Origin of the sequence: Streptomyces sp. NPDC101181 (assembly GCF_044767975.1) — a bacterium.
Taxonomy (GTDB): domain Bacteria; phylum Actinomycetota; class Actinomycetes; order Streptomycetales; family Streptomycetaceae; genus Streptomyces.
Window position 1 is genome coordinate 321,140 of sequence record NZ_JBIWOX010000002.1, and the last position, 26,749, is coordinate 347,888.

The window sequence follows — 26,749 nt, forward strand, 5'->3', positions numbered from 1 at the left end:
TCATGCCCCCAGCGCGTCCATCAAGTGATCGTCCAGGTCGGCCACGAAGTCTTCCCGGCGCCAGGGCCGCAGCTCGACCCGAGCTCGGCCCAGACGAATCGCGGGTACGCGACCACCTGTCGCCACCGCCGCGAGCACGCACTCGTGCAGTAGCTCGGCAGCCGACCGGGGATCCCCCATCCTGATGCGGGCAAGGGCCTGATCAGTTCTCACGATCGTGCGTTGTACCTGCTCCCGGGGAGCGGTCAGAGCGGCCGCCGAGACGGCGAACCGGTCGTGCGCGATCGAAGGATTACCGACGTACAGTTCGCACACCCCCTCGAACCCACGCAGGTGTCCCGCCGAGAACGTACTGCCTGAGGGGTCGTCACCGCGTAGGCCCAGCATCGCCGCCCCGCGTTTCGGTCGCCCATATCGCCAGGGTCGCGCAGTCCGTGGCGGTGCGTGGCTATACCGGGACGATCAGTCGTGGCTTTCGCTGCTCGGTGGTGTAATCGATCGTCTGCCACGTCCCGGTCGACGGCTCCGTGGCGTGAGGGAAGCCGATGGTCATCGACGTACGGTCGACCATCCACCGGTTACGGGCGTGGTAGGCCGAGGCGTTGAGTTCCGTTGCCCCGAGCTCTACAACTTCCTTGATGCGGCCCCTCGGAAGGGCGACGGCCTCCTGTGCCTCGGCCGGCTGCCGGCCCAGGGTGCCGGGCGCGACGATCGTGATGGCCGCCGACGTCCGGTCGGCGAGCCAGAGCAGGGCGAGCGAGTCGATACCCGTTGCGCCGCCGATGTAGAAGTGAGCACCCTGGGTGAAAGGGCCGAGGTAGTGCTCCAACAGGTCGGCGTATTCGGCAGGAGTCTTGTGACCTGACCGGCGCGTGCCGGTGATCGTGACCGTCCTCATGATCCACTCGGTGTCATAGGTCGTCATATCCCCTGCGGCCCGGCCAGTTGAGACCGTCACGGCATGAACGCCACCGAGCTGCAAAAACTGGCCGGGCACCTGCGCAATCACGGGTTGCGGGTTGTCGCCCTTGAATCCGAACTCCGCCTGCATGTCACGCACGAAACGCCCGTATCCCACACCCAGCAGCACAGCACATCCCCACCTACCCGGACCTGGTCCAGGACCTTGCCGACCGGGGGCTGCTGGATGCCCGATGGCGGGGGGTGTTCGAGGCTGTGCCGCGGAGTCTGTTCGTCCCGGCCGCTGTTTGGCGTCAATTGCCCGACCGGTGTGTGCCGGTCGAGGGGACCGACGCGTGGCTGACCCTGGTCAACAGCGACGAGCCGGTCGTCACGCAGCTGGACGACGGGCACGAGGGAGGGCCGGGGCTGGCGACTTCGTCGAATTCGATGCCCTCCATGGTCGCGCGCATGCTCGGGCTCCTCAATGTCCACGACGGTCAAAGGGTGTTGGAGATCGGCACCGGCACCGGGTATGTCGCCGCGCTGCTCTGCGAGCGGCTCGGGGACGACCAGGTGCACAGCGTCGAGGTGGACGACGGCATCGCCCGGCGGGCGGCCGAGGCGCTGGCTCAGGCCGGGTACCGGCCGCATCTGCGGGTCGGGGACGGCGAACAGCCCTGGCCTGGTCTCGGACCGGTGGACCGGCTGATCGCCACCTGCGCCCTCCGGTACGTTCCGTACGCGCTGCTGCGGCAGGTACGGCCCGGTGGTGTCCTCGTGGCGCCGCTCGCCCGGGAGTTCTGGTCCGGGGCCCTGGTCCGGCTTCGGGTTCAGGACGACGGCACCGCGGTGGGGCCGTTCCGCGGCGGGGCCACCTACATGCCGATGCGTTCCCACCGTCTGCCCGACCTCCACGAGGTCAGGGGGAAGGGGCGGTCCCGAGCCGCCGGTCTGGACCCCGACCGGCTCCTCGACCTGGGGTTCGCTCTGTTCGCCGGGGCCCGGTTGCCCGGCGTGCGCCTCGTCCACCAGACCACCGACGACGGCACCCGGGTGTGGGTGACCCGGGAGGACGGGGCTGCCGCCACCACGGCCACGGGGGAGGAGGTGTGGCAGTACGGGCCGGGGCTCCTGTGGGAGGAGATCGAGCAGGTCTGGTGGGAGTACGAGGTGGCGGGCCGACCCGACGCAGACCAGTTCGGGCTGACCGTGGACGACCGGGGCCAGCACGTGTGGCTGCGGGAACCGGGTGCTGTGATCGCGGCCGGGAGACGGTAGGGAGGCCGGTACGCCCCGTGCGCCAACTCAGGCGCCCACCCGCCCCGCCGCCGTGACCGTGACCTCGGCCCGCTGGTGGTCCAGCAGGGGTGCGGCCCCGTCGGCGGGGGCGGGCGGCTCGGCCTCGGCTGTGCCGGAAGCCTCGGCTATGCCGGAACGCCTTCCCCGGCCCCCGGCTCCCCGGTGCCCGCCGCCTCGCGGCGGTCCGGGGTCGCGGCCTCGGCCGCCAGGGTGTCCTGCGTCCTGATGTCCCGGGCCTGTTCCGCCACCCACTCCGGGCTGATCGGCGGCTCCTCGCCCGGGACCTGGTCGCGGACGAACAGGCAGAACGGGTGGCCCGCCGGGTCGAACAGCACCCGGACGTCGCGCTGCGGCTGGAACTCCGCCGGGGTCGCGCCCTCCGCCACCGCGTGGGCCACGCCCGCCTCCAGGTCCGTCACCTCGAAGTCCAGGTGCAGCATCATCAGCTGCTCGCCGGAGGAGGTGACCGGGGCGGGCCAGACCGGGGGCTCGTACGGCTTCGCGGTCTGGAAGCTCAGGCCGGAGCCGCCGCCCGGCGGGAGCAGTTTCACCCAGTCGGGCTCCTCCTGCACCGGCTCCCACCCGAGGAGACGGCGGTAGAAGTCCGCCAGCCGGGCCGCGTCGGGGGCGTCGATCACCGTGCTGGACAGGGTCAGGGACGGGCGGGGCGTGCTCACTGTGGGCCTCCTCAGCTCGGAGATGTGCCGGTACGACTACCCCGTACCGGCACGTTCACCGACCTCGGGCAGCACCGGGCCGGGTCAGCCCGCGATGTCGCCGATCTCGGCGTACCCCCCGATCTCGTCCGGGTTCCGCGACCCCGGGCCCACGTACGTCGCGGACGGGCGTACCAGGCGGCCCGTGCGCTTCTGCTCCAGGATGTGCGCCGACCAGCCCGCCGTACGGGCACACGTGAACATCGACGTGAACATGTGCGCCGGGACCTCCGCGAAGTCCAGCACGATCGCCGCCCAGAACTCCACGTTCGTCGCCAGGACCCGGTCCGGGCGGCGGTTGTGCAGCTCCTCCAGGGCCGCCTTCTCCAGCGCCTCCGCCACCTCGAAGCGCGGCGCGGCCAGCTCGCGGGCCGTGCGGCGCAGGACGCGGGCGCGCGGGTCCTCGGCGCGGTAGACGCGGTGGCCGAAGCCCATCAGGCGCTCGCCCCGGTCCAGGGCGCCCTTCACGTACGCCGTGGCGTCGCCCGTACGCTCGATCTCCTCGATCATGCCGAGGACCCGGGACGGGGCGCCGCCGTGCAGCGGGCCCGACATCGCGCCGACCGCGCCGGACAGGGCCGCCGCCACGTCCGCGCCCGTCGAGGCGATGACCCGGGCCGTGAAGGTGGAGGCGTTCATGCCGTGCTCCGCCGCCGACGTCCAGTACGCGTCGACCGCCTTGACGTGCTTGGGGTCCGGCTCGCCGCGCCAGCGGATCATGAACCGCTCGACCACCGAGTGCGCCTTGTCGATCTCGCTCTGCGGCACCATCGGCAGCCCCTGGCCGCGCGCCGACTGGGCGACGTAGGACAGGGCCATCACCGCGGCCCGCGCCAGGTCGTCCCGGGCGGTCGCCTCGTCGATGTCCAGCAGCGGTTTCAGGCCCCAGACGGGGGCCAGCATCGCCAGCGCGGACTGTACGTCCACCCGGATGTCACCGGAGTGCACGGGGATCGGGAACGGCTCGGCGGGCGGCAGGCCGGGGTTGAACGCCCCGTCCACCAGCAGCCCCCACACGTTGCCGAAGGAGACGTGACCGACCAGATCCTCGATGTCGACCCCGCGGTAGCGGAGCGAACCGCCTTCCTTGTCCGGTTCGGCGATCTCCGTTTCGAACGCGACGACTCCCTCAAGACCGGGTACGAAGTCGGACATCAGGCGGCTCCCTCAGTTCGGTGGGCGATGGGCGATGGGCGATGGGCGGTGCGCGATGGCGGTGCGGGACGAGCGATGGACGCTGTGCCAGGAACGGCCAACGACGAACGACGAACGTCAAACGGTGCGTGGTGCGCGGTGGGGCGTGCGCGGCGGCTGGGCTGTGCGGAGCCCACAGGTGCCTGCCCCAAGATATTGGCGGGTTCCTCCGATGCGGGGAAGCGTGACATCCGGCACAGTTCCGCATTTCGGCGGGGCGTGGTTACGGCCCCGCGGCGCCGGGCACACTCGGCCGCTGCGGCAGGATGGGCCCGTGCCCACCTCAGATCACTCCGTGCCGCGCCCGGATCACGCTGTGCCCGCACCGGACCAGCCGGATCAGCCGAGTCCCCGCGGGGACGGCCCCGGGGACCTGCCCGTCGATCCGGCCGCCATGCGCGAGCAGTACCGCACCGAGGACTTCACCGAACGGGACCTCAGTGCCGACCCCATGGAACAGTTCGCCCGCTGGTTCCGCCAGGTCGCCGTCGACGGGGTGCTGCACGAACCCAACGCGATGGTCGTCTCCACCGCCACCCCGGACGGCCGCCCGTCCTCGCGCACCGTGCTGCTGAAGCAGTACGACTCCCGGGGCTTCGTCTTCTTCACGAACTACGACTCCCGCAAGGGCCGCGAGCTGGCCGCGAACCCGTACGTGTCGCTGCTCTTCCCCTGGCACCCGATGGCCCGCCAGGTCATCGTCACCGGCACCGCCGCCCGGGTCTCCCGCGAGGAGACCGTCGGCTACTTCCGCACCCGCCCGCACGGCTCCCAGCTCGGCGCGTGGGCCAGTGCCCAGTCCACCGTGGTCCCCTCCCGCGAGGAGCTGATCACCCGCTACGAGGAACTGGCCGCGCGCTACCCCGAGGGCGAGAAGGTCCCGGCCCCGCCGAACTGGGGCGGCTTCCGGGTGGTTCCGGAGACCATCGAGTTCTGGCAGGGGCACGAGAACCGGCTGCACGACCGGCTGCGCTACGTACGGGAGGCGGCCGCGGCCGCGGATCCGGCTGCGGGCCCGGCTTCGGATCCGGCCGCGAACCCGGCTTCGGAGCGGGCGGCGAACCCGGTGGCGCACCCGGCGCCGGATGCCGCTTGGCGTGTCGAACGGCTCTGCCCGTAAGGCCGGAGGGGCCAGAGGGGCCGGACAACGCAGAAACCCGCAGGCTCTGGTTCCTCCGTGCACGAAGGAGCCGGCCGGACTTACCGGCGAGCCTGCGGGTCGGTGACTGCTGGGAATTGGCCGGCGACCGGCCTGCACTGCAGAAAGAGTGCGACGACGGGCGTCAGCCCGCAGCCACCTCACGAGTCCGAAGAGAAATCACTTCCGGAACACCTCCTTTCCTGTGTACCCACAGCCTACGAGCACCCCGGAGCGCGGTTCAACCGATTTGTTCGCCGGTCCGGGGCAAAAGATTCGGGCGAAGTGGATGTGTCCTGGGTCACGTTCGAGTTGAATGGTCTGACGTGCGGCGATACGCACGGCGACGAGCAGGCGAACAGCCGCGTCGGAGAGACGGGCGCGCAGGGACGAAGGCGCGTCGCGAAGACGGCACATCGGGAAGACGGCGCGCCGGGAAGACGAGCCGACATGTTCTGCGGGGGGTCCGGAGTGGGTGCGTCCAGGAGCGGCGGAGCCACGGACGAGCTCGGGCCGGACGAGGATCCCGGCGGCGGGACCCCGGGCGGTCCGCCGCCGGGCGGTCCGGTGCTCCCTGACGTACCGGCTCCCGGTGCGGGCGTCCCGGGTGCCGCGTCCGACGGGTCCGAGCTGCTGGCCGCTCTGCTCGACGGCATGGACGCCGCGCTCTGCGCCTTCGACGCGGACGGCACCGTCACCCACTGGAACCGCGAGGCCGAACGCGTCCTCGGCTGGTCGGCGCGGGAGGCCGTGGGGCGTACGGGGTTCGCGGGCTGGGCGGTGCGGCGCGCCGACGCCGACGAGGTGCAGGCTCGGCTGATGTCGGCCATGGGCGCGGACGGGCGCCAGGTGCACGAGTTCGCGCTGCTGCGCAAGGATGGCGGCCGGGTGCTGGTGCGCACCCAGTCCGCCGGAGTGCGCGGCGCGGACGGGAAGCCGGCCGGGGTGTACTGCGCGTTCAGCGAGGTGCACGCCCGGATCGACCTGGAACGGGCCATCGCGCTGAGCGAGGCGCTGCTGGAGGACGCGTCCTGGGGCGTCGTCCTCGTCGACGTCGACCTGCGCCCGACCGTCGTCAACGCCTACGCCTCCCGCGCGCTCGGCGGCAGCCGCACCACCCTGCTCGGACGTCCGCTCGGGGAGCTGCTGGTCCAGGGGGCCGAGGAGTTGGAGGCCGCGCTGCACCACGCGCTCGCCGAGGGCGTGCCGGACGCCCCGGCCGAGCTGTGGGTGACCCTGCGGACGGCGGAGGGCGAACGGCGGCGGTGCTGGCGCAGCGGGTTTCTCCGGCTGGCCTCACCCCTGGCGGAGGAACCGGTTCCGCTCGGGGTGGGGTGGATGTTCCAGGACGTCACCGCCGCCAAGCTGGCCCGGCAGGAGGCCGACCGGCTGCGGTTCCGGACGAACCAGCTGCACCGGGCCGCCCGTACGGCCTGCGAGTGCGAGGACCCGATGGAGGCGGCGACCTCCCTGCTGGACTTCGCCCTGGCCGGGTTCGCCGACCACGTCCTGGTCGACCTGGTGGCGGGCGAGCGCCTGGTCCGCGCGGCCGCCACCCCCTTCGACGCGCCCGGCCCCTGCCTCCCGGTCTCCGGCGGCTCCGTCCCGGTCCGGTACGCCCCAGGCCACCCGGCCCTCCAGTCCATAGAGCGCACCGGCACCGTGCGGACGGGCGCCGCCGCCGGAGCCTGTCGCCCGGCCGACTGGGCGACCGAGCGGCGCTGGCCCGAGGACGCGGCGCACGCCCTGTGCGCGGTGCTCCGGAGCCGGGGGCGGACCCTCGGCGTCCTGACGTTCCTGCGCACGGCGAACCGGGCCGCTTTCGAACGCCAGGACACGGTGTACGCGGAGACGGTGGCGGCCCGGGTCGCGGGCGCGGTCGACCTGGCGACGGTGACCCGGGGGGAGTGAGCCCGCAGCGGGGGACCTGGGGCGCCACGCCCGCAGGCCGCGTGCGGCGCCGGGGCCGGAGGCCGGGGGGCCCGGGGGAGGGCTTGCCCGCAGGCCGCGCGCAGCCCCCGGGGCCGGGGACCCTGGGGCCAGGCCCGCAGGCCGCGTGCGGCGCCGGGGCCCGGGGGAGGACCTGCCCGCAGGTCGCGTGCGGCGCCTGCGCCCGGGGGGCCGAGGCCCCGGCGGGGGACCGGTCTCACGCCGCGTGCAGCGCCAGCGTCGGGGAGAGCCGGGACGCCCGTACCGCCGGGTACAGGCCCGCCACCGTGCCGATCACCAGCGTCGCGCCGAAGCCCCCGCCGACCGCCCAGGGCGGGACCACCCAGGGCAGCCCGCCGGACTGGGCGTACACCCCCGTCGCCACCGCGCCCAGCGCCACGCCCGCCAGGCCGCCGAGGCCGGACAGCATCAGCGACTCCGTCACGAACTGGACCCGGATCTGGCCCCGCGTCGCCCCCAGGGAGCGGCGCAGTCCGATCTCGTAGCGGCGTTCGAGCACCGAGATGATCATGGTGTTGGCGACGCCGACGCCGCCGACGAGCAGGGCGATGCCGCCCAGGCCCAGCAGCAGACTGCTGAACGCCCCCTCGGTCGCCGCCTTCGCGCGCAGCGCCGACGACGGGTCGGTCACCGTGACGTTCTGCGGGTTGCGCGGATCGACCGTCGCCGCCATCACCTCGCGTACGTCGCCCACCGCCGCGTCCGCCGAGCGCTCGTACACCGACGTCGGGTGGCCGTCGAAGCGCAGCAGCCGCTTCGCGCCCTCCCAGCCGACCAGCGCGGCGCGTTCGATCTCCGGGGCGAGCGGCAGCGGTTCGAGGACCCCGATCACCGTGAAGTAGCGGTCGTCGATCCACACCTGCCCGCCGGGGGCCGTCACGCCGAGGCGCTCCGCCGCGACATGGCCCAGCACGACGGACGGGTAGCGCCCGTTCGCGGCGTTGAGCCAGCCACCGCTGCGGACCTCGCCGCGCAGCACCCGCAGCAGGTCTCCGGTGGTCGCCTTGACCGCGATGCCGCCCGTGTCGTCCTTGTCGACCTTCTCGCTGCGGCGTACGGTCGCGTCCAGGTCGGCCGTCGCGCCCACGTCCTGGACGCCCTTGATCCGGCCCACCATCCCGACCGACTCCTCCGGCAGCTTCACGTCCTCCCCCGCGAACATCGACTCGCCGGGTGAGGCCACCAGCAGGTTGGTGCCCAACTTGTCCAGCTCGCGCAGGAGTTGGGCCTGGCTGGAGGCGGAGATCCCGACCACCGAGATCATCGTGGCGATGCCGATGGCGATGCCCAGGGCGGAGAGGACCACCCGCATCGGGCGGCTGCGCAGACCGGCCGAGCCGACGTGCAGCACGTCCCGGGGGCCGAGCCGGGCCGCCCTCAGCGCCGTGCGCCCGGTGCGGCTCACCGCTGTGCCCCCGCCCTCGTCGCCGCGAGCGCCCCGTGGCGTACGTCCGCCACCACCCGGCCGTCCCGGATCCGCACCTCGCGCGGCAGCCCCTGGGCGATCTCCGTGTCGTGGGTGATGACCGCGATCGTCGCTCCCTCCCGGTTGAGGTCGCGCAACAGGCCCATCACCGCCTCACCGGACGCCGAGTCCAGCGCCCCGGTCGGCTCGTCCGCCAGCAGCAGCGCGGGTTCGCCGACCACCGCGCGGGCGATGGCGACCCGCTGTTTCTGGCCGCCGGACAGCTGGTGCGGCTTGTGGTCCAGGCGGTCCGCGAGACCGACCCGGTCCAGGGCCTCGGCGGCCTTGCGGCGGCGTACGGAGCGGGGGAGCCCGGAGTAGAGGAGGCCCTCCGCCACGTTGTCGCGGGCGCTGACGCCGGGGGCCAGGTGGAACGCCTGGAAGACGAAGCCCACGTGCTGGGCGCGCAGCGCGGAGAGGCGGCGGTCCGTCAGGGCCGCCACGTCGTGGCCCGCGATGTGGACGGACCCGGCGGTGGGGCGGTCCAGGGTGCCGACGATGTGCAGCAGCGTCGACTTGCCCGAGCCGGACGGGCCGACGATGGCGAGGAGTTCGCCCTCCTCGACGCTCAGGTCCACCCCGCGCAACGCGGCGACCGGGCCCGGGTACTCCTTGGTGACGCCGCTCAGCGCGACGACCGTACGAGGGCGGGACGGCGGCCCGGGAGCGGTCCGGACACCTTCCATGGCCGACGCGCCCCGTGTGCCCCGCATGCCCCCGGTGTACGCGGCGCCCTCACCGTCCCCGGCGCCCTCGGCGTGCTTGGCGAACGCGGCGCCCTCGGCCTGCTCGGTGTACGCGGTGGCCTGTGCGACGCGGATGTCCTCGCCGTCCCCCGTACGCTCCGTGCCCCAAGTGCCGTCCGGGTGCTCGGTGTTGGTGTTCGTCTCTCCGGTGCTCATATCTTCGGCACCCCGACCTTCATCCCCGCGCGCAGCCCGCCGCCGGACACCTCGACCCGGCCCTCGGCGAACATCCCCAGCTCCACCTTGACCTCGCGGACCGCGCCGCCCTGGACGACCTGGAGGCCGAAGCCGCCGCCGCGCAGGGCGAGCAGCGCGTTGACCGGGACGGTCAGGACGTCCTCGCGGGTCTCGCCGGTGAGGTTCACGGTGACCGGGGACTGGTCGAAGCCGCCGATGTCGCCCGGCTCGTCGAACGAGACGGTCAGGGTGACCTTGGGGCTGTCGTCCGCCGGGTCGTCGCCCGGCTTCGCGGTCCGGCCGACCGACGCGACCTTCCCGGGGGCGGTGGTGCCGTCCGGGAGCTCCACGGTGACCTTGGTGCCGGCCTTGGCCAACTGGCTCTCGGCGACGTCGAGCTGGAACGTCACGATGCGTTCGTCGCCGGTCGTGGTCAGGACCGGGGCGCCCGGCTGGGCCTGTTCGCCCGCCGCCGCCCCGACGCTCTTGACGCGGACCTTCCCCGGGGCGAACGCGACGTCCCCCGGCCCCACCGTCCCGGTGCGCCGTACGCCGTGGGACTTCTGCCAGCGTTCGACGGCCGCCGCGGTCAGCTCGGTGTACTCGTCGTCGGGGGTGAACCCCGTGTAGCCCAGCTCCGCGAGGTTGCGCTCCAACTGCTCCACGTCCCGGCCCTCGTCCCCCGGCTTCAACGTCCGGTACATGGGCCCGGAGCCGTACATCAGCCGCACCGCGCGGCCGTCGACCTCGTACAGCCGCTCGTCCCGCTCCACGGTCGAGCCGGTCCGCGGGGTCCAGGTCACGGTCCCCGCCGCGCCCGCGTTGACCTTACGCTCCCGGTCGAAGCCGAGTGTCCCGTCCGCCTGCGCGCTGTCGCGCAGATCGCCGCGCTCGACCGGGGCCGTCGCCGGGGGCAGCCCGGAGTTCTTCGCGTCGCCGCCGCCCTCGCCGCGGGGGCCGAGCTGGGTGACGGCGACCGTGCCCGCCGCCACGGCGAGCACCGCCACCGCCGCCGCCACGGCCCTGCCGCGCCTCATCGGGCGAAGCTTTCGCACGCCTTGTTCGCCCGCTCGAACTTCTTCAGCTCGTCGCCCTTGGGCGCGGGCATCGCCTCGATGGCGCCGCCGCCGTCGAACTTCGGGTCGGGCATGTCGACGCCGTTCTTCCGCATGCACCGGGCGAAGGCGAGCATCTTGTCCTTGTCCGCCTGGGTCAGCTCCTTGGGGCCGCCGCCCGCCGCCTTGTCCTGGCAGGCCTTGAACGCCTTCTCCATCTTGTCCTTGCTCATGCCGAGGCTGTCGACGGTGAAGCCGATGCCGTTCTCGCCCGGCTTCGGCTCGGGGATCTTCAGCCCCTGCTCGCGCAGGCACTTCCGGTGCTCCAGCGCCTGGTCCTCGTCCGTCTTCTTCGTCGTCGAACCGGCGTTGTCGCTCTTCGTCCCGCCCCCGCCGCCGTCCGTGCAGCCGGTGGCCGTCAGGGCGAGCGCGGCGGCGATCAGGCAGGCCGCGGCGCGGGGGATCAGGCTGCGGGGGGCGATGGTGGTCATGATCACGGGCTCCTCGTCCGTAGCGGGCAGGCCGTCGCGGGCGGGCCGGTGCCGACCGGCCCGCCGCGAACAGCCCGAGCGTGGGCGAGGACGCCGTTTCGTTTCTCTCAGCGCCGGTGCTTATACCGGCGAAACACCGCTTTCGGATACACAGGGCCCATGCGTGTGCTGGTGGTGGAGGACGAGGAATTCCTGGCGGGGATGATCGCCGAGGGGCTGCGCCGGGACGCCGTCGCCGTGGACATCGCCCCCGACGGCCTCGCGGCCCTGGAGCGGCTGCGGTTCGGCGCGTACGACGTGATGATCCTCGACCGCGACCTGCCGGGGCTGCACGGCGACGAGGTGTGCCGCAGGGTCGTCGGCCTGCGGCTGCTCACCCGGATCCTGATGCTCACCGCCTCGGGGACCGTACGGGACCGGGTCGCGGGACTGGGCATCGGCGCCGACGACTACCTGACCAAGCCGTTCGCGTACGACGAACTCCTCGCCCGGGTCCTGGCGCTCGGCCGCCGCGCGCGCCCCGCGCTCCCGCCCGTCCTGGAGCGGGCCGGGCTCACCCTGGACACCGCCCGCCGCCAGGTCTGCCGCGACGGCCGGTTCCTCTCCCTGTCCCGTAAGGAGTTCGCCGTGCTGGAGACCCTGCTGCGGGCCGAGGGGGCGGTCGTCAGCGGCGACGACCTGATCGAGGAGGTGTGGGAGGAGGACACCAGCTACCGCACCAACGCCGTCCGCGTCACCCTCTCCAAACTCCGCGCCAAACTGGGCGGCCCCCCGGTCATCGAGACCGTTCCCGGCGCCGGGTACCGCATCACGGCGACGCCCCCGGCGGGTGACGCCCGGTGAACGGCGAGCGCACCCGGCTCACCGCCCTGTACGGCGGGCTCCTGATGCTGGCCGGGGCCCTGCTGACGGGGCTCGTCTACGTCCTGGTCAGCGAGGGCCTGGACGTGGCCATCGTCACCGCCGTCACCGACGCCGTACCGGCCTCCCCGACGGACGAGGCCGCCGGACCGGTGCTCCCCACCGGCGACTGGGGGCAGACCGCGCTGCGCGAACCCGGCCAGGTCGCCGTCGCCCAGAAGCTCAGCACCGCCGCCGGGGACGCCGCCCTCAGCAGGCTCCTCACCGTCTCCGGGGTCTCCCTCGCCGGCTACGCCGCGCTCTCCGTCGCCCTCGCCTGGTGGATGGCGGGCCGGGTGCTGCGGCCGGTCGGCGTCATCACCGCCCGCGCCCGGCGGCTCTCCGGCTCCAACCTGCACGAGCGGATCGCGCTGAAGGCCCCGCCCGGTGAGCTGAAGGAGCTGGCCGACACCTTCGACGGGATGCTCGACCGGATCGAGGAGCTGGTCGCCGCCCGGCAGCGGTTCGCCGCCAACGCCGCCCACGAGCTGCGCACCCCGCTCGCCGTGCAGCGGGCCGCCGCCGAGATCGGCCTGGCCGACGACCCGCCGCCCGAGAAGGTCGCCTGGATCCGGGACAAGCTGATCGACACCGCCGCCGACAGCGAACAGCTCATCGAGGGCCTGCTGCTCCTCGCGGTCTCCGACGAGGGCCTGCGGCGGCGGGAGCGGGTCGACCTGGACACGGTCGCCGTCACGGTCACCGAGGCGCTGACGGCCGAGGCGGACGAACGGGCCGTCACCGTCGACGTGGCCGCCCGGCCGGTGAGCGTCGAGGGGGATCCGGTGCTGCTCGGCCACCTCGCGCACAACCTGGTCGCCAACGCGCTGCGCCACAACCACCCCGGCGGGAGCGTACGGGTCCGGGTCGGCCCGGACGGGCTGGAGGTCGCCAACACCGGACCGGCCGTCGACCCGGCGACCGTGCCGCTGCTGTTCGAGCCCTTCCGCCGCGCGCGGGCCCGCCGCCACGCCCCCGGCGAGGGCGCGGGCCTCGGGCTGTCCATCGTCGCCTCGGTCGCCCGCGCGCACGGCGGCACGGTGAGCGCGCGGGCGAACCCGGACGGCGGCCTGACGGCCCGGGTCACGTTCCCGGCGTACGGACCCCCGTGAGGGCCGCCGCGCCCCCGGCCCGGTGGACATCCCGGCCCCGGCCCCGATGGGCATCCCTGCCCCGGCCTCCGCCCGGGTGGGCATCCCGGCCCCGGTGGCGCCGCCGTCCCCGGCGGCCATTCCGGCCCCGGCCTCCGCCCGGGTCTCAGTGACGGTAGAAGATCCGGTCCCGGTACTCCGTCATCACCCGGCCGTTCCACTCGTGGCCGCCGTCGACGTTCCCTGAGCGCAGCAGCGGCGGCTCGACGCCCCGCTCGACCAGCCGCTCGGCGGCGGCCGCCAGCATCGCCTGCATGATCGCGCTGGTCACCACGGTGGAGGCCGGGGCGAAGGGGGCCTCGATGCCGGGGGCGGTCAGCTCCGCGTCGCCGATCGCGATCTTGCTGTCCAGGACGATGTCGCAGTGGTCTCGCAGGAAGCCGCCCGAGGCGTGCCGGGAGCGGGTGTTCTCGGCGTACGCGACGGAGGTGACGCCGATGACCTTCAGCCCGAGCGCGCGGGCGTTCTGCGCCATCTCCACGGGCAGGGCGTTGCGCCCGGACAGCGAGATGATCACGAGGACGTCCCCGGCGGTGGCCGGGCTGGTGTCCAGGACGGCCGAGGCGAGCCCGTCCACCCGCTCCAGGGCCGAGCCCAGGGTGGCGGGCATGACGTCCACGCCGACGACGCCGGGGACGGTGAGCAGGTTCATCAGGGCCAGGCCGCCCGCCCGGTAGACGACGTCCTGGGCGGCGAGCGAGGAGTGCCCCGCGCCGAACGCGAACAGCCGCCCGCCCGCCTCGACGGTGTCGGCGACGGCCGCGCCGGCGGCGGCGATGGAGTCCGCCTCCTCGTCGCGCACCCGCTGGAGCAGGCCGATCGCCGCGTCGAAGAACTGGCCGGCCAGCTTGCTGTCGCTCATCGGGGGAGCCCTTTCGGCGGGGGCGGGGGAGGGGGCCGCACGGGGTGGGAATAGCTGTGCCGCCGATCACGTTGCGGTCTGGACCAGTGGCCTGTCAATACCGCCCGGCGGCCCCGTCCGCAGGGTCTTCCACCGGTCTTCCACCGGGGCGGCACGGTTGTCGTCGCTATGCGTCAGAATTGGTGCAGGGCCATCGCACGACGTTTTCTAGTCACAGCATCGAGGGGCACGTATGTCCGGACTGATCGACACCACGGAGATGTATCTCCGCACCATCCTCGAACTGGAAGAGGAAGGCGTGGTCCCTATGCGCGCCCGCATCGCCGAACGGCTGGACCAGAGCGGTCCGACCGTCAGCCAGACGGTGGCCCGCATGGAGCGCGACGGCCTGGTCCAGGTCGCGGGGGACCGCCATCTGGAGCTGACCGAGGAGGGCCGCCGCCTCGCCACGCGCGTGATGCGCAAGCACCGGCTCGCCGAGTGTCTGCTCGTCGACGTGATCGGTCTGGAGTGGGAGCAGGTGCACGCCGAGGCCTGCCGCTGGGAGCACGTGATGAGCGAGGCGGTGGAGCGGCGGGTGCTGGAGCTGCTGCGCCACCCGACGGAGTCGCCGTACGGCAACCCCATCCCGGGCCTGGAGGAGCTGGGCGAGAAGGCCGAGGCGGACCCGTTCCTGGACGCCTCGATGGTGAGCCTGGCGGAGCTGGACCCGGGCGCCGACGGCAAGACGGTGGTGGTGCGGCGGATCGGGGAGCCGATCCAGACCGACGCCCAGCTGATGTACACGCTGCGCCGGGCCGGGGTGCAGCCCGGGTCCGTGGTCAGTGTCACCGAGTCGGCCGGCGGGGTGCTGGTCGGCTCCAGCGGGGAGGCCGCCGAGCTGGACGCCGAGGTCGCCTCGCACGTGTTCGTCGCCAAGCGCTGACGCGTTCGCCGCCGGGCGCCCGGTTTCCGCGCGGAATCGCAGCGCCGGGGGCCGGTCGCGTGCCAGGCTGAGGCCAGGCAGGGGAGGGAGCAGGAGATGCGCCCGTCGTACCGGCACGCGCACCGGACGGTCTGCGCCGAGCCCTGTGCCGCCCTCACCGCCGCATCCACGGCAGCCCCCCTGGCCGCCGCTCCGCCCGCTCTCCCGCAGCGGGGCGGGGGAGGCGGTCCGCGTCGTCACCTCCCCCGCCCGGAAGGCGGAGATCCGGGATGTCGCCGTCCGGCATCGTTGTCGCGGCCGGGTGGAGCCGCGCCCGGGGTGCGTTCCGGTGTCCGTCCCCGGGTCGCGGACCCCTGCTCGTCGCCCGGCCCGCACCGGTCGGCGGCTTCTCCCCGGACATGGGCCGGCCCCGGCGTCCGAAGACGCCGGGGCCGGCCCTCCCCTGTTCTGACCTGGAGCCCCGAGCTCTCAAGGTCAGTCTCCGCGGACCGTTGTCCCCGAGCGGTCCGCCCCCCGGTGAAGATCTCCCCACGGCCGTCGGCGGCAATCCTCGACGTGTGTCACTCGAACGTGGGGTGTTGGGGGGCGGATCCTCGTTTTCGAATAAAGGTTCGATAGCCTGGCGAGGTGCGACCACGCGGCGCACCGGGTGATCGAGGAGAGAAGGGGGTGCCAGGACTATGGTGCGGCGCATCGACGTGACCGGAGCCGACGGCGTACGCCTCGCGGCATGGGAGTTCGCCGACCCGCCCAAGGGGCGTGCGGAGAGCGAGCGCGCCCCCGGAGTGTTACTGCTCCACGGGCTCATGGGCCGGGCCTCCCAGTGGGCCCCGACCGCCCGCTGGCTCGCCGAGCGCTATCGCGCGGTCGGCCTCGACCAGCGGGGCCACGGCCGCAGCGAGAAGCCCGCCGACGGCCCGTACACCCGCGAGGCCTACGTCTCCGACGCCGAGGCCGCGATCGAACAGCTCGGGCTCGGCCCGGTGACCGTCGTCGGCCACGCGATGGGCGCGCTCACCGGCTGGCAGCTCGCCGCCAAGCGTCCCGACCTGGTCCGCGCCGTCGTCATCTGCGACATGCGCGCCTCCGCCCTCGGCGCGGCCTCCCAGCGTGAGTGGAGCGACTGGTTCGCGTCCTGGCCGCTGCCCTTCGCGACCCTCGCGGACGTACGGAAGTGGTTCGGCGAGGACGATCCCTGGGTGGAGCGGCCGAGCCCCGCGCGCGGCGAGTTCTACGCCGAGGTGATGGCCGAGAGCGAGGACGGCTGGCGCCCGGTCTTCTCCCGCCACCAGATGCTCCGCTCCCGCGCCACCTGGGTCTTCGACGCCCACTGGGAGGAGCTGGCCCAGGTCCGCTGCCCGGCCCTGGTGCTGCGCGGCCTCGACGGGGAGCTGGGCCGCGCCGAGGCCCAGGAGATGGTCCGCGTCCTGCCCCGCGGCCAGTACGCGGAGGTGGCGGACGCGGGCCACCTCGTCCACTACGACCGGCCGGAGGGCTGGCGGGCGGCGGTGGAGCCGTTCCTGGAGCAGCTCGCCGAGGACAACCGGGACGACCGGGAGCCGGTGTCCCCGTAAGACCGCGGGCCGAATGGAGCCGGTGCCCCTCGGTAGACCGCGGGCCGAATGGAGCCGGTGCCCCCCCGGTAGACCGCAGGCCGACCGGGAGGCGGTGTCCCCGTAAGACCGCAGGCCGACCGGGAGCCGGTGGCCCCCCGGCAGTCCGCGGGACGACCGGGAGCCGGTGGTCCCCGGCAGGCCGTGCGTTGAGGCGGGTCGTCAGCCCTTGCTGACCGCCGCCAGGATCTCCGGCAGCCGGTCCGCGGTGCGCGGCGCGGCCAGCTTCAGCCCGGCCCATCCGACGAACGCCCCGTAGACCAGCCCGACCGGGACCATCAGCCACAGCGCGTCGTGGCGGTCCGTGAGGTGCGCCCAGACCGTCAGCGCGATCACCGGCGCGGCCAGCACCGCGGTGACCACCATCCCGCCGAGGATCGAGATCCAGGCCAGTCCGCCCTGCCCCGGGGCCGCGTTCTTGAACGCGCCCTCCTGCGGCACCGAGTAGGGGAACCGCGCCGAGGCCACCGCCCCCGTCGCCACCATCGCGCCCAGCAGCGCGAAGGACAGGCCCAGCGCCCCCGGCAGCGACCGCCAGTCACCGAGCACCGCCGCCGTCACCGCACACACCAGCAGGGTGAACGGGAGGGTGACCAGCAGCAGGGCCAGCGCCCGCGCCCGCAGTTCGGCGTACGCGTCCCGGGGCGAGGAGATCGTCAGCGCCACCATCCAGAAGGCGGAGGTGTCCTGGCCGAACTGGTTGTACATCAGCATCCCGAGCATCCCGGCCGCGAAGCCGCCGAAGTAGACGGAGCCGGTGCCCTGGACCGCGTTGAACAGCGGCACGATCAGGCCGAGCGCCAGCGAGGTCGCCCACGCCGCCTTGGTCTTCGGGTCCCGCACCACGTACCGCAGGGTCCGCCGCATCACGGTGCCCGTACGGCCCTCGGGCAGCAGACCGGCCAGGCCGGCGCGCCCCCCGCCCTCCGGCTTCTCCCGGGACGGCTCGGCGGCGGCCAGTGTCGAGCCGTCCGGTGCGGTCATCAGCCGCACCAGGCTCCGCCGCCACATCCACAGCAGGCCGGCCAGGGCGCCCGCCGTGATCAGCAACTGGAGGACCGCGACCCCGGGCGAACCGGACGACGCCGAGTCGACCGCCCCGATCGCGGAGGGGCCCGGCAGCCACCGCACCACGTCCGCCACCGGGTCCAGCGCGGCGAGCCCGCCGGACTCCCCGAGCCGCTGCGCCCCGAGGTTCACCACCTGGATGCCGACCGCGATGGCCACCCCGCTGAGCACCGCGAGGTCACGGCCCCGGCGGGAGTTCAGCAGCCGCACGTTGGCGGTGGCCACCGTCCGGGACAGGGCCACGCACAGCAGCAGCGTCAGCGGGACCGCGAGCACCGCGCACACGATCCCGGCCGCCCCGTGCGCCACGGCGAGGACCGACCCGGCCACCAGGCACAGCGTGAACAGCGGGCCGATGCCGACCAGCGAGGAGACCAGCAGGGCCCGCACCAGCGGCTCCGGCCGCAGCGGCAGCATCACCAGCCGGGTCGGGTCGAGGGTGTCGTCCCCGCTGGGGAAGAACAGCGGCAGCACCGCCCAGCCCAGCGCCACGACACCGGTGAGCAGCACCACCACCGTGCCCGCGTGCTCGTCGCCGCGCAGCAGGACCAGCCCCAGCACCTGGCCCGCGGCGAGCAGCAGGGTCAGGACCAGGGAGACGACGAACGCGGCCCGGCGCCCGGAGGACTGCCGCAGCCCGTTCCGCAGGAGCGCCAGCTTGAGCCGGACGAAGACCGGGGTGAGGCCCGCCGTCGGCGCGGTCGGGGCGGCCGCGGTGACGGGGGTGTCCAGCACGCTCATCGGGAGCCGCCCAGCCAGTCGAGGGAGTCGCCGGTGTCCCGGCCGCCCGCGCCGACCAGTTCGAGGAAGGCGTTCTGGAGGGACGGCGCGTCACCGCGCACCTCGCTCAGGGTGCCGTGCGCCCTGATCCGGCCCGCCGCCATCACGGCCACCCAGTCGCACAGCGACTCGACCAGCTCCATGACATGGCTGGAGAAGACGACGGTGGCCCCCGACCGGGTGTAGCGCTCCAGCACCCCGCGGATGGTCTGCGCGGAGACCGGGTCGACCCCCTCGAACGGCTCGTCCAGGAACAGCACTTCGGGGTTGTGCAGCAGGGCCGCCGCGAGACCGATCTTCTTGCGCATACCGGTGGAGTAGTCGACGACCAGCTTGTTCTGCGCGCCCGCCAGATCCAGCACGTCCAGCAGCTGGGCGGCCCGCTTGTCGACCTCGTCACCGGGCAGCCCCCGCAACCGCCCGTTGTACGCGAGCAGCTCGCGCCCCGACAGCCGCTCGAAGAGCCGCAGCCCCTCCGGCAGCACCCCGATCCGTGACTTCACCTGGACCGGGTCCCGCCACACGTCGTGGCCCGCGACCTCGATTTTGCCCTGGTCGGGCCGGAGCAGGCCGGTGACCATGGAGAGCGTCGTCGTCTTGCCCGCCCCGTTGGGCCCCACCAGGCCGATGAACCTGCCCGCGGGCAGCTCCAGATCGATCCCCGAGACGGCGACCTGGTCCCCGAACCGCTTCCACAGCCCCTCGACGCGGACAGCGGGGGGCGCCGCCGGCGCACCCCCCGCCCCCGCGCCCGCGCCCGCGGCGTCTGTCCCCGTACGCGTATCCGCCCGGTCCGGCATGGCAGCACAGCCTTTCGATGGTCCCCAGGTGACGGGGACCACCCTACGAAGGGGCCGCGCGCGTTGTGCGGTCCGGGCGCGTCACGCGGTCCGGGCGCGGGCGTCCGCCGCCTCGCGTGCGCAGGCGTACGCCAGCGGGCTGATCAGCTCGTCGACATCGGGCAGCCAGCGGTTCACCTGGGTGGGCTTGCGCGCCCACTGCACGGCCGCTCCGCCGATCCGGGTCGGCGGAGCCGCGATGTAGTGGCCCTCGCCGCGGCCGGTCAGATCGATCGCCTCGGCGTTCCAGCCCAGCGCGCGCACCAGTTCGGGAGCCTTGGCCGCCGCCCCGGGCAGCACGAAGAACAGCATCCGGCGGTCGGGGGTGCGGGTGACCGGGCCGAGGGTCAGGTCCATCCGCTCCATCCGCGCCAGCGCCAGGAAGCCCGCCGCCTCCGGGACCTCCAGCGCGTCGAAGGTGCGCCCGGTCGGCAGCAGCACCGAGGCGCGCGGCTGCCGGGTCCACATACGTCGCGCGGCCGCCCCGCTGCCGGTCGAGCGGCCCGCCCAGTCCGGACCGTCCGCGTGGGCGCCGGGCAGCGCGCAGGCGGGCTCGCCGCAGGAGCAGCGCTCACCGCCGCCCACCGCCTCCAGCCAGGTGCCGGGGAACACGTCCCAGTGACGCTCCTCCGCATACCGCACCGCGGCGTCGAGCGGGTGGTCCCCCCGCTGCTGAGGGACCTGTGCGGTTTCCGTGACTCCCATGGGCTCTTCCACGCCCAGCACAACTCCCGGCGTCACCTGGGGTTACGGCTTGCCCAAGACCCGGTGACGGCGCATCGATCCTGCACGCGGGGCGCATCGGTGCATGTACGGGGGCGCGCGTGAGGCATCGCACCGGAGGGCGGGTAGCACCCAGCAGGACCGGGCGACCCGCCCTGCCCGCGACCGCTCTTACCGATTGCCGATGGGATATGCGCATTTCTTGTGTATGTGCCGGGCAGTGATCCCTTTCACGGTCACTGCACCTTTCCGACTGCTTCAGGGGGACATATGGCTGCAAGGCCTCTCGTAGCCCGCCAGCCCAACGAACGGCTCCAGACGCTCATCCAGGAAGCCGCCTGCTCCAACGCGGGTCTCGCGCGCCGGGTGAACATGGTCGGGGCCGAGCGCGGGCTCGACCTGCGCTACGACAAGACCTCCGTGGCGCGGTGGCTGCGCGGACAGCAACCCCGGGGCCGGGCCCCGGGGATCATCGCCGAGGCGCTGGGCCGCAAGCTGGGGCGTACGGTCACGATCGACGAGATCGGCATGGCCAACGGCAAGAACCTCGCCTCCGGGGTCGGCCTCCAGTACGCGCCGACCGTGGCCGGGGCGATCGAGCAGGTCTGCGAGTTGTGGCGCAGCGACGTCGGCCGCCGCGATCTGCTGACCGGTTCGGCGATCGCCGCCTCCGCCCTGGTCGAGCCCAGCCGGGACTGGCTGATCTCGGGGGCGGACCCGCAGGTCGAGCGGGCGGCCGGGGCCCGGGTCGGGATGTCGGACGTGGAGGCTGTGCGGGCGATGACCGCCGCCCTGACCGACCTCGACCACCGCTTCGGCAGCGGCCACGTCCGCCCGGTGCTCGTGCACTACCTCAACAGCGTGGTGTCCGGGCTGCTTTCGGGGGCGTACCGGGACCAGGTCGGGCGGGAGCTGTTCGCCGCGGTGGCCCGGCTCAGCGAACTCGGCGGGTACATGGCGGTGGACACCGGCCAGCCCGGCCTCGCCCAGCGCTACTACATCCAGGCCCTGCGGCTGGCGCAGGCCGCGGGTGACCGGGCCTACGGCGGCTACGTCCTGGCCGCCTCCATGAGCCACCTCGCCGCCCAGCTCGGCAACCCGCGCGAGATCGCCCAACTGGCCCGCGCCGCACAGGAAGGGGCCCGGGGCCAGGTCACCTCCCGCGCCCAGGCGATGTTCCACGCGGCGGAGGCCCGGGGGCACGCGCTGCTCGGGGACGCCCGCACCTGCCACGCGGCGGCGGGCCGGGCGGTGGCCGCGCTGGAGCGGGCGGACCCGGAATCCGGCGACGACCCGGTGTGGATCCGCCACTTCGACGTGGGCTACCTCGCGGACGAACTGGCCCACTGCCACCGGGACCTGGGGCAGCCGCACGAAGCCGCCCGGCGGGCCAAGGAGGCCCTGGCCGCGCTGCCGGAGAGCCGGGCGCGGCGGCGGGGCATCGGGCTGGTGCTCCTGGCCTCGGCGCAGGTCCAGCAGCGTGAGGTGGAGCGGGCCTGCCACACCGGCACCCGCGCGATGGAGCTGCTGGGAACGGTCCGGTCCGCCCGGGGCGCGGAGTACCTCGACGACCTCCAGCAGCGGCTCGCGCCCTACGCCGAGGAGCCCGCCGTACGCGAGTTCGGCGAGCGCCTGGAGCTCCAGGCGGCGTGAGGAGCCCGACGGCAGCGTCGTACGGCGGGCGGATGGTACCCGGCTGTGAAGGGGTGGTGAGGGGCACCACGCGCTTGGCGGAGGCGGGGGACCACCCGATAGCGTGAGCCGACGATTCCGTAGGTTCACACGTAGGAGTCCCGGTGACGCAGAGCGGACAGGGCGGGCAGAGCGGACAGGGCGGCGAGCATCGGCGTCCCGACACGCGACCCGCGCACGAGGGCGTCGTGCTGCCCTCCGACGGCGGCGCCCCCTGGACCCCGGAGGACGCCGCAGCCGCACGGCAGGGCTCGCAGGGCGGCGACGACCGTACGGTCCCCGCGGGCGGACAGCCGTGGGGGCAGCCCTGGGGGCCGCGGTCCGAGGAGCGGCAGCCGGACCCGCAGGCCCCGCCACCGGGCCACTACGGCTACCCGCAGCCGGAGCCGCAGGCACCGGCGCGGAGCCCTTACGGCTACCCGCAGCCGGACTCCCCGGCACCGGCGCAGGGCCACTACGGCTACCCGCAGCCGCCCGCCCAGCCCCTGCCGCCCGCGCGGACGCCCGGCGGGGAGCCGCACCAGCCGCAGGCGGAGCCCTACCACCAGCCGGGCCCGGATCCGTCGTACCACCAGCCGGGCCCGGATTCCTCGTACCACCAGCCCGGCCCGGACCCGTACGAGCGGCCCGGCGCGGATCAACTGTCCCAGCGGCCCGACCTTTATCAGCAGCCGGACCCGTACCAGCAGTCCGACGCCTACCGGCAGCCCGACCCGTACCAGCAGCCCGACGCGTACCAGCAGTCCCCTCCGTCTCAGCAGCACGAGGCGTACCCGCAGGCTCCGCAGTACGGGCAGCACCCGCAGGATCCGCAGCACTCGCAGGGCGGCTCGTACCAGCAGCCGCAGCCGTCCCAGCCTCTCCCGTACGCGCAGCCGCTGCCGCCGGAGACCGGGCGGGGCGGGGCGGACGCGTCGACGGGCTCCGGTGCGGCCGGTGCGCCCGGCGGCGACGCGGACGCCACCCAGTACATCGCGCCCGTGCCGGGAGGCGCCGGACCCGCCGGGATGCCGCGGTCCGGCGGTGACACGGACGCGACGCAGTACATACCCCCGGTGTCCGACGGCGCCCCGTACGGGATCGGACCGGGTACGCCGGGCGAACGGCAGCCGCCCGCGGAGTTCGACAACCTGTTCCGTACGGAGGCGCCCGCGGGCGCCACGCAGCAACTGCCCCGGTTCGACGGGGGGGAGCCGACCCCGCCCCCGTACCAGCGCTCCCAGCAGCCGGGCTCCGGGGGCCAGTTGCCGCCGCAGGTCCCCCAGCACGGACGGCAGCCCGCCCCGGGCCACCCGTCCGGCCTCCAGGACTTCCGCGGCGGGGCCGGGCAGGACGGGCCGCCGCCGCAGGGGGACGACGAGCCCCGGCGCCGGCGCTCCGCGCACATCCCGCTGATCGCCGCCGTCGTCGTCGGCTGTGCGGTGGTCGGGCTCGGCGCGGGCGCGCTGCTGAGCGGCGGCGACGATTCCCCCAAGGACGACAAGAAGACGGTGTCCTCGCAGAGTTCGCCCCCGGCCGAGGAGTCCGCCTCCGCGGCACCCGACCCGGCGAAGCCGCAGGCCGAGGCGCTGGACAAGCTGCTGGCCGACAGCAACAACAGCCGCGCGGCGGTGATCGGCGCGGTCGAGAAGATCAAGTCCTGCAAGGACCTGGACCAGGCCGACACCGACCTCAAGGGCGCCGCCCAGCAGCGCCGCGACCTGGTGACCCGGCTCGACGGCCTGGCCGTGGACAAGCTCCCGCGGCACGAGGAGCTGACCGCCTCGCTGAACCGCGCCTGGAAGGCCTCGGAGGCGGCCGACGAGCACTACGCGGCCTGGGCCCGGCAGGCCAAGAAGAACAAGTCCGTCTGCAAGGGCGGCCAGGCCCGCTCGACGAACGAGACGGCCAAGGCGAACCAGCAGAGCGGGGTGGCCACCCAGGCCAAGCGCGAGGCCTCGGGGCTGTGGAACGCCATCGCCGGGACGTACGGCCTCACCAAGCACACGCCCACCGAGCTGTGACCCGCGCCCCGGGGGCCTTCGGGTCTCCCGGGGCCATGGGTTCTCCCGGGGGGCCTTCGGGTCTCCCGGGCCCGTGGCGTTCTCCCGGCCCATGGCGTGGGGGGCGTGTGCTCTTCGGGTCTCCGGGCGGTCCGAGGGAGGGGAGGCTCAGCTCCTCGGGGCGTCCGTCAGGGCCTCCGTGACGTCCACGAAGCCCTTCCGCTGGGCGGTGAGACGGCCCTCGCGGACCACCTGGAACGTCACCTTCGTGTTGACGATGCGCGGGTAGGAGGGCGCCCCGACCAGATCCCGGAAGCGCCAGCGGAGCGTCGGGGTCAGGCCGCCGGTGTCGACCTCGGTGCCCCGGTTGAGGGCGGCGCTGACCCGGCCCGGGGTGACGTCCCCGTCGTCGATCGCCCCGACGGCCGCCCGCAGCGCCGTGTACGCGATCCACGTCGTCTGGACGGCGGTGTCGTCCGGGTCGATGCGGTTGTCCCCGAACGCGTACCGCTGGATCACGTCGCGCATCGGCTTCCACCGGGTGTCGCCCGAGTCCGGGTACCAGCCGGTGACGTAGGCGCCCTCGAACGGGCTGTCGCGGCCGCCCGTGCGGTTGATGAGCGGCTGGCTGACGCTGCCGAGGACGGAGGAGACCCTGACCCGCTCCCCGTCCGCCTCCAGTCGGCGGAAGGAGTCGAAGAACGTCTCCGTACGGCCGCCGAGCACCGCCGTCACACAGCTGCCGCCGGACCGCGCCAGGGCCTGTGCGGCCTGCGCGTCGTAGGAGGTGGCGTCCTCGGGGGCCAGGATGTCGGTGGACCGGGGGCGCTCGGCGGCGAGCAGCCCGTTGTCCAGGAGGTGCGGCATGCCGTCGCCGCCGATCGTGTCGGGCCGCACCAGCGAGACCTGCTCGCAGCTGTCCGCCAGCTGGCGTCCGTGCCCGGCCAGCAGCGCGGACTGGCCGCCGTTGACCGGGTAGGAGAGGTAGCTGCTGAACTCCTCGGTGGAGGCGCCGTAGCCGCCGATGTACGGGACGCCGCCCGCCTCCAGGGCGGGCATGAAGCTCTGCCCGTGCCGGCTGTAGGAGCCGACGACCGCGGCCACGCCCCGCTGGACGGCCTCCTTCGCGCACCGCTCGGCGCCGAGCGTGGTGTCCCGCTCGTCGCAGGTGATCACCTTCAGGTCGCGGCCGCCGATGCCGCCGCTGTCGTTGACCCAGCGGGCGTACGCCTGGGCCATCGCGGGTACCCCGGCCATCTTCACGGAGTTGATGTCGTCCGAGCGGTCGGGCGCCCACGTCATCACGGTGACGGGCTCCCTGGACCCCCCCGTGGTTCCAGGGAGCACGCCGCAGCCGGTCAGCAGCAGCGCCCCCGCCGCCGCCGTGGTGATGCCGTGCTGAAGGGGGCGGGGGAACAGGGCGTGTCGCCGTCCGGTCATGTCCCTGGACCCTGCCGCGCCCGGGGTAACGGCGCGGTGTGCGATGCGCAACGGTCGGTGACGGCCAGGTGAATTACGGGGGCCCGTGCGGAGGTGGCGTGGAGGAACGTACGATCGACGACCGTGCAGCAAGGTTCGGAGAACTCTTCCCGTCGCGGCCGTCGCTCCTCCACCATGGGCGACATGCCGCTCACTGACATGCCGTGGTGGCGCTGGCGCACCAATGTGCGCTCGGCGCTGCACATGCTCTCCGATCCCGTCTTCCATCACGAGTTCTGGCTCGCAGGCCGGGAAGGGTACGGCGACGTCACCGACGCCGTGTACCGCCTGGTCGAGGACACCTGGCTGGACAACTGGTCCGCCGAGAAGTACGTCGGCACCATATTCCGGGACGCCGCCGAGGCGGCCGCCGTGGACACGGCCGCCCTGCGCGTCCTGCGGATCATGCACCAGGTCGGCGCGGACGCCCCCGTCTCCGCCTATCTGGACCACCAGGGCTGGCCGGAGGCGGTGCGCGCGGCGCGCGAGGCGCACGTGCTCCTCGCCGTCAACGACGCCGAGGACCCGGACACCCCGCCGCGCTCGCTGGACGTCATCCGCATCATGACCAGGGCCGCCTGACACCGGGCGGCTGTGGCACCCTACGGGGATGACCGCACCGCAGCCCGCCGCCCTGCCCGAGCAGTACGTCCTGACGCTCTCCTGCCCCGACAAACAGGGCATCGTGCACGCCGTGTCGAGCTACCTCTTCATGACCGGGTGCAACATCGAGGACAGCCAGCAGTTCGGGGACCACGACACGGGGCTGTTCTTCATGCGCGTGCACTTCTCGGCGGACACCATCGTCACCGTGGACAAGCTGCGGGCCAGCTTCGCCGCGATCGGGGAGGCCTTCCGGATGGACTGGCAGATCCACCGGCCGGACGAGAAGATGCGGATCGTGCTGATGGTCAGCAAGTTCGGCCACTGCCTGAACGACCTGCTGTTCCGCTCCCGTACGGGCGCGCTGCCGGTGGAGATCGCCGCCGTCGTCTCCAACCACACGGACTTCGCCGAGCTGGTCGCCTCGTACGGCATCCCCTTCCGGCACCTTCCGGTGACGAAGGAGAACAAGCCGGAGGCGGAGGCGCGGCTGCTGGAGCTGGTCCGGGAGGAGGACGTCGAGCTGGTCGTCCTGGCCCGCTACATGCAGGTGCTCTCCGACGACCTGTGCAAGCAGCTGAGCGGCCGGATCATCAACATCCACCACTCGTTCCTGCCGAGCTTCAAGGGCGCCAAGCCCTACCACCAGGCGCACGCGCGGGGCGTGAAGCTGATCGGGGCGACCGCGCACTACGTCACCGCCGACCTCGACGAGGGCCCGATCATCGAGCAGGAGGTCGAGCGCGTCGGCCACGACGTCACCCCGGACCAGCTGGTGGCGATCGGCCGGGACGTGGAGTGCCAGGCCCTGGCCCGCGCGGTGAAGTGGCACGCGGAGCGGCGCATCCTGCTCAACGGCCGCCGTACGGTGATCTTCGCCTAGGGACGACAGGCCCGGGGACACCCGTCCACAGGCCCGGGGGCGCCCGTCGTCCGGACCGGGCGGGGCGTGGACCCCGCGGGAAGGACGGCCGCGGCCCCCGGGGTGTACGTCCCCG

At 73.8% G+C, this 26,749-nt stretch carries 24 protein-coding genes; 11 read left to right on the plus strand and 13 right to left on the minus strand.

The window, feature by feature from the left end; translation table 11 throughout:
• Both ACIRRU_RS05080 and ACIRRU_RS05085 read right to left on the minus strand, forming a co-directional pair.
• Nucleotides 1-315: a hypothetical protein gene (locus ACIRRU_RS05080; RefSeq protein WP_403676289.1), complete on the minus strand. Its 315-nt coding sequence runs from the start codon at nt 313-315 to the stop codon at nt 1-3.
• Nucleotides 316-448: 133 nt separating this feature from the next.
• Nucleotides 449-1,090, minus strand: coding sequence for a hypothetical protein (locus ACIRRU_RS05085; RefSeq protein WP_403676292.1), 642 nt, complete (start codon nt 1,088-1,090; stop codon nt 449-451).
• Between the two features lie 5 nt (nt 1,091-1,095).
• Here ACIRRU_RS05085 and ACIRRU_RS05090 point away from each other — a divergent pair, with 5 nt between their 5' ends.
• Nucleotides 1,096-2,181: a methyltransferase domain-containing protein gene (locus ACIRRU_RS05090; RefSeq protein WP_403677001.1), complete on the plus strand. Its 1,086-nt coding sequence runs from the start codon at nt 1,096-1,098 to the stop codon at nt 2,179-2,181.
• Nucleotides 2,182-2,327: 146 nt separating this feature from the next.
• On the opposite strand, the gene ACIRRU_RS05095 is transcribed toward ACIRRU_RS05090, so the two are convergent.
• Together ACIRRU_RS05095 and ACIRRU_RS05100 are read right to left on the minus strand one after the other, a co-directional pair.
• Nucleotides 2,328-2,879: a VOC family protein gene (locus ACIRRU_RS05095; RefSeq protein ID WP_403676295.1), complete on the minus strand. Its 552-nt coding sequence runs from the start codon at nt 2,877-2,879 to the stop codon at nt 2,328-2,330.
• Nucleotides 2,880-2,963: 84 nt separating this feature from the next.
• Complete coding sequence (locus ACIRRU_RS05100) at nt 2,964-4,073, minus strand: citrate synthase 2 (RefSeq protein WP_363200387.1); 1,110 nt, start codon at nt 4,071-4,073, stop codon at nt 2,964-2,966.
• Between the two features lie 433 nt (nt 4,074-4,506).
• Between ACIRRU_RS05100 and pdxH the strand changes: the two genes are divergently transcribed.
• Complete coding sequence (pdxH, locus tag ACIRRU_RS05105; protein WP_403677004.1) at nt 4,507-5,232, plus strand: pyridoxamine 5'-phosphate oxidase; 726 nt, start codon at nt 4,507-4,509, stop codon at nt 5,230-5,232.
• A 489-nt stretch (nt 5,233-5,721) separates the two neighbouring features.
• The gene (locus tag ACIRRU_RS05110) at nt 5,722-7,161 is read left to right on the plus strand and encodes a PAS domain-containing protein (RefSeq protein ID WP_403676299.1); all 1,440 of its coding nucleotides are present in this window, start codon (nt 5,722-5,724) and stop codon (nt 7,159-7,161) included.
• A gap of 235 nt (nt 7,162-7,396) precedes the next feature.
• Here ACIRRU_RS05110 and ACIRRU_RS05115 read toward each other — a convergent pair whose 3' ends face one another.
• The 4 genes from ACIRRU_RS05115 to ACIRRU_RS05130 form a co-directional block, all read right to left on the minus strand.
• Entirely contained in the window at nt 7,397-8,605 is a 1,209-nt protein-coding gene (locus ACIRRU_RS05115; RefSeq protein ID WP_403676302.1) for an ABC transporter permease, read from the minus strand.
• Nucleotides 8,602-9,351: an ABC transporter ATP-binding protein gene (locus ACIRRU_RS05120; protein ID WP_403677007.1), complete on the minus strand. Its 750-nt coding sequence runs from the start codon at nt 9,349-9,351 to the stop codon at nt 8,602-8,604. The genes ACIRRU_RS05115 and ACIRRU_RS05120 overlap by 4 nt, the downstream gene beginning before the upstream one ends.
• A 212-nt stretch (nt 9,352-9,563) precedes the next feature.
• Nucleotides 9,564-10,625, minus strand: a complete 1,062-nt coding sequence (locus ACIRRU_RS05125) for an efflux RND transporter periplasmic adaptor subunit (protein WP_403676305.1) — start codon at nt 10,623-10,625, stop codon at nt 9,564-9,566.
• Nucleotides 10,622-11,134, minus strand: coding sequence for a hypothetical protein (locus tag ACIRRU_RS05130; protein ID WP_403676308.1), 513 nt, complete (start codon nt 11,132-11,134; stop codon nt 10,622-10,624). The genes ACIRRU_RS05125 and ACIRRU_RS05130 overlap by 4 nt, the downstream gene beginning before the upstream one ends.
• A 159-nt stretch (nt 11,135-11,293) precedes the next feature.
• Between ACIRRU_RS05130 and ACIRRU_RS05135 the strand changes: the two genes are divergently transcribed.
• Nucleotides 11,294-11,977 (plus strand): response regulator transcription factor, encoded by a 684-nt coding sequence (locus ACIRRU_RS05135; RefSeq protein WP_403676311.1) that lies wholly within the window; start codon nt 11,294-11,296, stop codon nt 11,975-11,977.
• The gene (locus ACIRRU_RS05140; RefSeq protein ID WP_403676314.1) at nt 11,974-13,146 is read left to right on the plus strand and encodes a sensor histidine kinase; all 1,173 of its coding nucleotides are present in this window, start codon (nt 11,974-11,976) and stop codon (nt 13,144-13,146) included. The genes ACIRRU_RS05135 and ACIRRU_RS05140 overlap by 4 nt, the downstream gene beginning before the upstream one ends.
• Before the next feature lie 145 nt (nt 13,147-13,291).
• Here the strand turns inward: ACIRRU_RS05140 and ACIRRU_RS05145 are convergent, their stop codons facing one another.
• Complete coding sequence (locus tag ACIRRU_RS05145) at nt 13,292-14,047, minus strand: SIS domain-containing protein (protein ID WP_403676317.1); 756 nt, start codon at nt 14,045-14,047, stop codon at nt 13,292-13,294.
• A gap of 232 nt (nt 14,048-14,279) precedes the next feature.
• Between ACIRRU_RS05145 and ACIRRU_RS05150 the strand changes: the two genes are divergently transcribed.
• Both ACIRRU_RS05150 and ACIRRU_RS05155 read left to right on the plus strand, forming a co-directional pair.
• Nucleotides 14,280-14,972: a metal-dependent transcriptional regulator gene (locus tag ACIRRU_RS05150; protein ID WP_363200395.1), complete on the plus strand. Its 693-nt coding sequence runs from the start codon at nt 14,280-14,282 to the stop codon at nt 14,970-14,972.
• Between the two features lie 680 nt (nt 14,973-15,652).
• Nucleotides 15,653-16,546, plus strand: a complete 894-nt coding sequence (locus tag ACIRRU_RS05155; protein ID WP_363200396.1) for an alpha/beta hydrolase — start codon at nt 15,653-15,655, stop codon at nt 16,544-16,546.
• A gap of 201 nt (nt 16,547-16,747) precedes the next feature.
• On the opposite strand, the gene ACIRRU_RS05160 is transcribed toward ACIRRU_RS05155, so the two are convergent.
• The 3 genes from ACIRRU_RS05160 to ACIRRU_RS05170 all read right to left on the minus strand — a co-directional run bounded on the left by ACIRRU_RS05160 (nt 16,748) and on the right by ACIRRU_RS05170 (nt 19,977).
• Nucleotides 16,748-18,394, minus strand: coding sequence for a transporter (locus ACIRRU_RS05160; protein ID WP_403676321.1), 1,647 nt, complete (start codon nt 18,392-18,394; stop codon nt 16,748-16,750).
• A complete protein-coding gene (locus tag ACIRRU_RS05165) occupies nt 18,391-19,233 on the minus strand; it encodes an ABC transporter ATP-binding protein (RefSeq protein WP_403676324.1) in 843 nt (280 codons plus the stop codon). Before ACIRRU_RS05165 ends, ACIRRU_RS05160 begins: the two co-directional genes overlap by 4 nt.
• A gap of 81 nt (nt 19,234-19,314) precedes the next feature.
• Nucleotides 19,315-19,977 carry a bifunctional DNA primase/polymerase gene (locus ACIRRU_RS05170; RefSeq protein ID WP_403676327.1) on the minus strand — a complete coding sequence of 221 codons (663 nt, stop codon included), beginning with the start codon at nt 19,975-19,977 and terminating at the stop codon, nt 19,315-19,317.
• Between the two features lie 288 nt (nt 19,978-20,265).
• On the opposite strand from ACIRRU_RS05170, the gene ACIRRU_RS05175 reads away from it, so the two are divergent.
• The gene (locus ACIRRU_RS05175) at nt 20,266-21,648 is read left to right on the plus strand and encodes a transcriptional regulator (protein WP_403676330.1); all 1,383 of its coding nucleotides are present in this window, start codon (nt 20,266-20,268) and stop codon (nt 21,646-21,648) included.
• Between the two features lie 143 nt (nt 21,649-21,791).
• Nucleotides 21,792-23,690: a hypothetical protein gene (locus ACIRRU_RS05180; RefSeq protein WP_403676333.1), complete on the plus strand. Its 1,899-nt coding sequence runs from the start codon at nt 21,792-21,794 to the stop codon at nt 23,688-23,690.
• Between the two features lie 147 nt (nt 23,691-23,837).
• Here ACIRRU_RS05180 and ACIRRU_RS05185 read toward each other — a convergent pair whose 3' ends face one another.
• Complete coding sequence (locus ACIRRU_RS05185) at nt 23,838-25,109, minus strand: ABC transporter substrate-binding protein (protein WP_403676336.1); 1,272 nt, start codon at nt 25,107-25,109, stop codon at nt 23,838-23,840.
• A 174-nt stretch (nt 25,110-25,283) separates the two neighbouring features.
• Between ACIRRU_RS05185 and ACIRRU_RS05190 the strand changes: the two genes are divergently transcribed.
• Both ACIRRU_RS05190 and purU read left to right on the plus strand, forming a co-directional pair.
• Complete coding sequence (locus ACIRRU_RS05190) at nt 25,284-25,730, plus strand: hypothetical protein (RefSeq protein ID WP_363200643.1); 447 nt, start codon at nt 25,284-25,286, stop codon at nt 25,728-25,730.
• 28 nt (nt 25,731-25,758) lie between these two features.
• Entirely contained in the window at nt 25,759-26,634 is an 876-nt protein-coding gene (gene purU, locus ACIRRU_RS05195; protein WP_403676339.1) for a formyltetrahydrofolate deformylase, read from the plus strand.
• Nucleotides 26,635-26,749 lie beyond the last annotated feature (115 nt).

What these genes read in the sequence shown, in the direction of transcription:
- ACIRRU_RS05165 (WP_403676324.1), bottom strand. Translation starts at nt 19,233, where the DNA reads ATGCCGGACCGGGCGGATACGCGTACGGGGACAGACGCCGCGGGCGCG.
- ACIRRU_RS05125 (WP_403676305.1), bottom strand. Translation starts at nt 10,625, where the DNA reads ATGAGGCGCGGCAGGGCCGTGGCGGCGGCGGTGGCGGTGCTCGCCGTG.
- ACIRRU_RS05120 (WP_403677007.1), bottom strand. Translation starts at nt 9,351, where the DNA reads ATGGAAGGTGTCCGGACCGCTCCCGGGCCGCCGTCCCGCCCTCGTACG.
- ACIRRU_RS05145 (WP_403676317.1), bottom strand. Translation starts at nt 14,047, where the DNA reads ATGAGCGACAGCAAGCTGGCCGGCCAGTTCTTCGACGCGGCGATCGGC.
- ACIRRU_RS05160 (WP_403676321.1), bottom strand. Translation starts at nt 18,394, where the DNA reads ATGAGCGTGCTGGACACCCCCGTCACCGCGGCCGCCCCGACCGCGCCG.
- ACIRRU_RS05130 (WP_403676308.1), bottom strand. Translation starts at nt 11,134, where the DNA reads ATGACCACCATCGCCCCCCGCAGCCTGATCCCCCGCGCCGCGGCCTGC.
- ACIRRU_RS05150 (WP_363200395.1), top strand. Translation starts at nt 14,280, where the DNA reads ATGTCCGGACTGATCGACACCACGGAGATGTATCTCCGCACCATCCTC.
- ACIRRU_RS05100 (WP_363200387.1), bottom strand. Translation starts at nt 4,073, where the DNA reads ATGTCCGACTTCGTACCCGGTCTTGAGGGAGTCGTCGCGTTCGAAACG.
- ACIRRU_RS05175 (WP_403676330.1), top strand. Translation starts at nt 20,266, where the DNA reads ATGGCTGCAAGGCCTCTCGTAGCCCGCCAGCCCAACGAACGGCTCCAG.
- ACIRRU_RS05190 (WP_363200643.1), top strand. Translation starts at nt 25,284, where the DNA reads ATGGGCGACATGCCGCTCACTGACATGCCGTGGTGGCGCTGGCGCACC.
- ACIRRU_RS05135 (WP_403676311.1), top strand. Translation starts at nt 11,294, where the DNA reads ATGCGTGTGCTGGTGGTGGAGGACGAGGAATTCCTGGCGGGGATGATC.
- pdxH (WP_403677004.1), top strand. Translation starts at nt 4,507, where the DNA reads ATGCGCGAGCAGTACCGCACCGAGGACTTCACCGAACGGGACCTCAGT.
- purU (WP_403676339.1), top strand. Translation starts at nt 25,759, where the DNA reads ATGACCGCACCGCAGCCCGCCGCCCTGCCCGAGCAGTACGTCCTGACG.
- ACIRRU_RS05155 (WP_363200396.1), top strand. Translation starts at nt 15,653, where the DNA reads ATGGTGCGGCGCATCGACGTGACCGGAGCCGACGGCGTACGCCTCGCG.
- ACIRRU_RS05185 (WP_403676336.1), bottom strand. Translation starts at nt 25,109, where the DNA reads ATGACCGGACGGCGACACGCCCTGTTCCCCCGCCCCCTTCAGCACGGC.
- ACIRRU_RS05170 (WP_403676327.1), bottom strand. Translation starts at nt 19,977, where the DNA reads ATGGGAGTCACGGAAACCGCACAGGTCCCTCAGCAGCGGGGGGACCAC.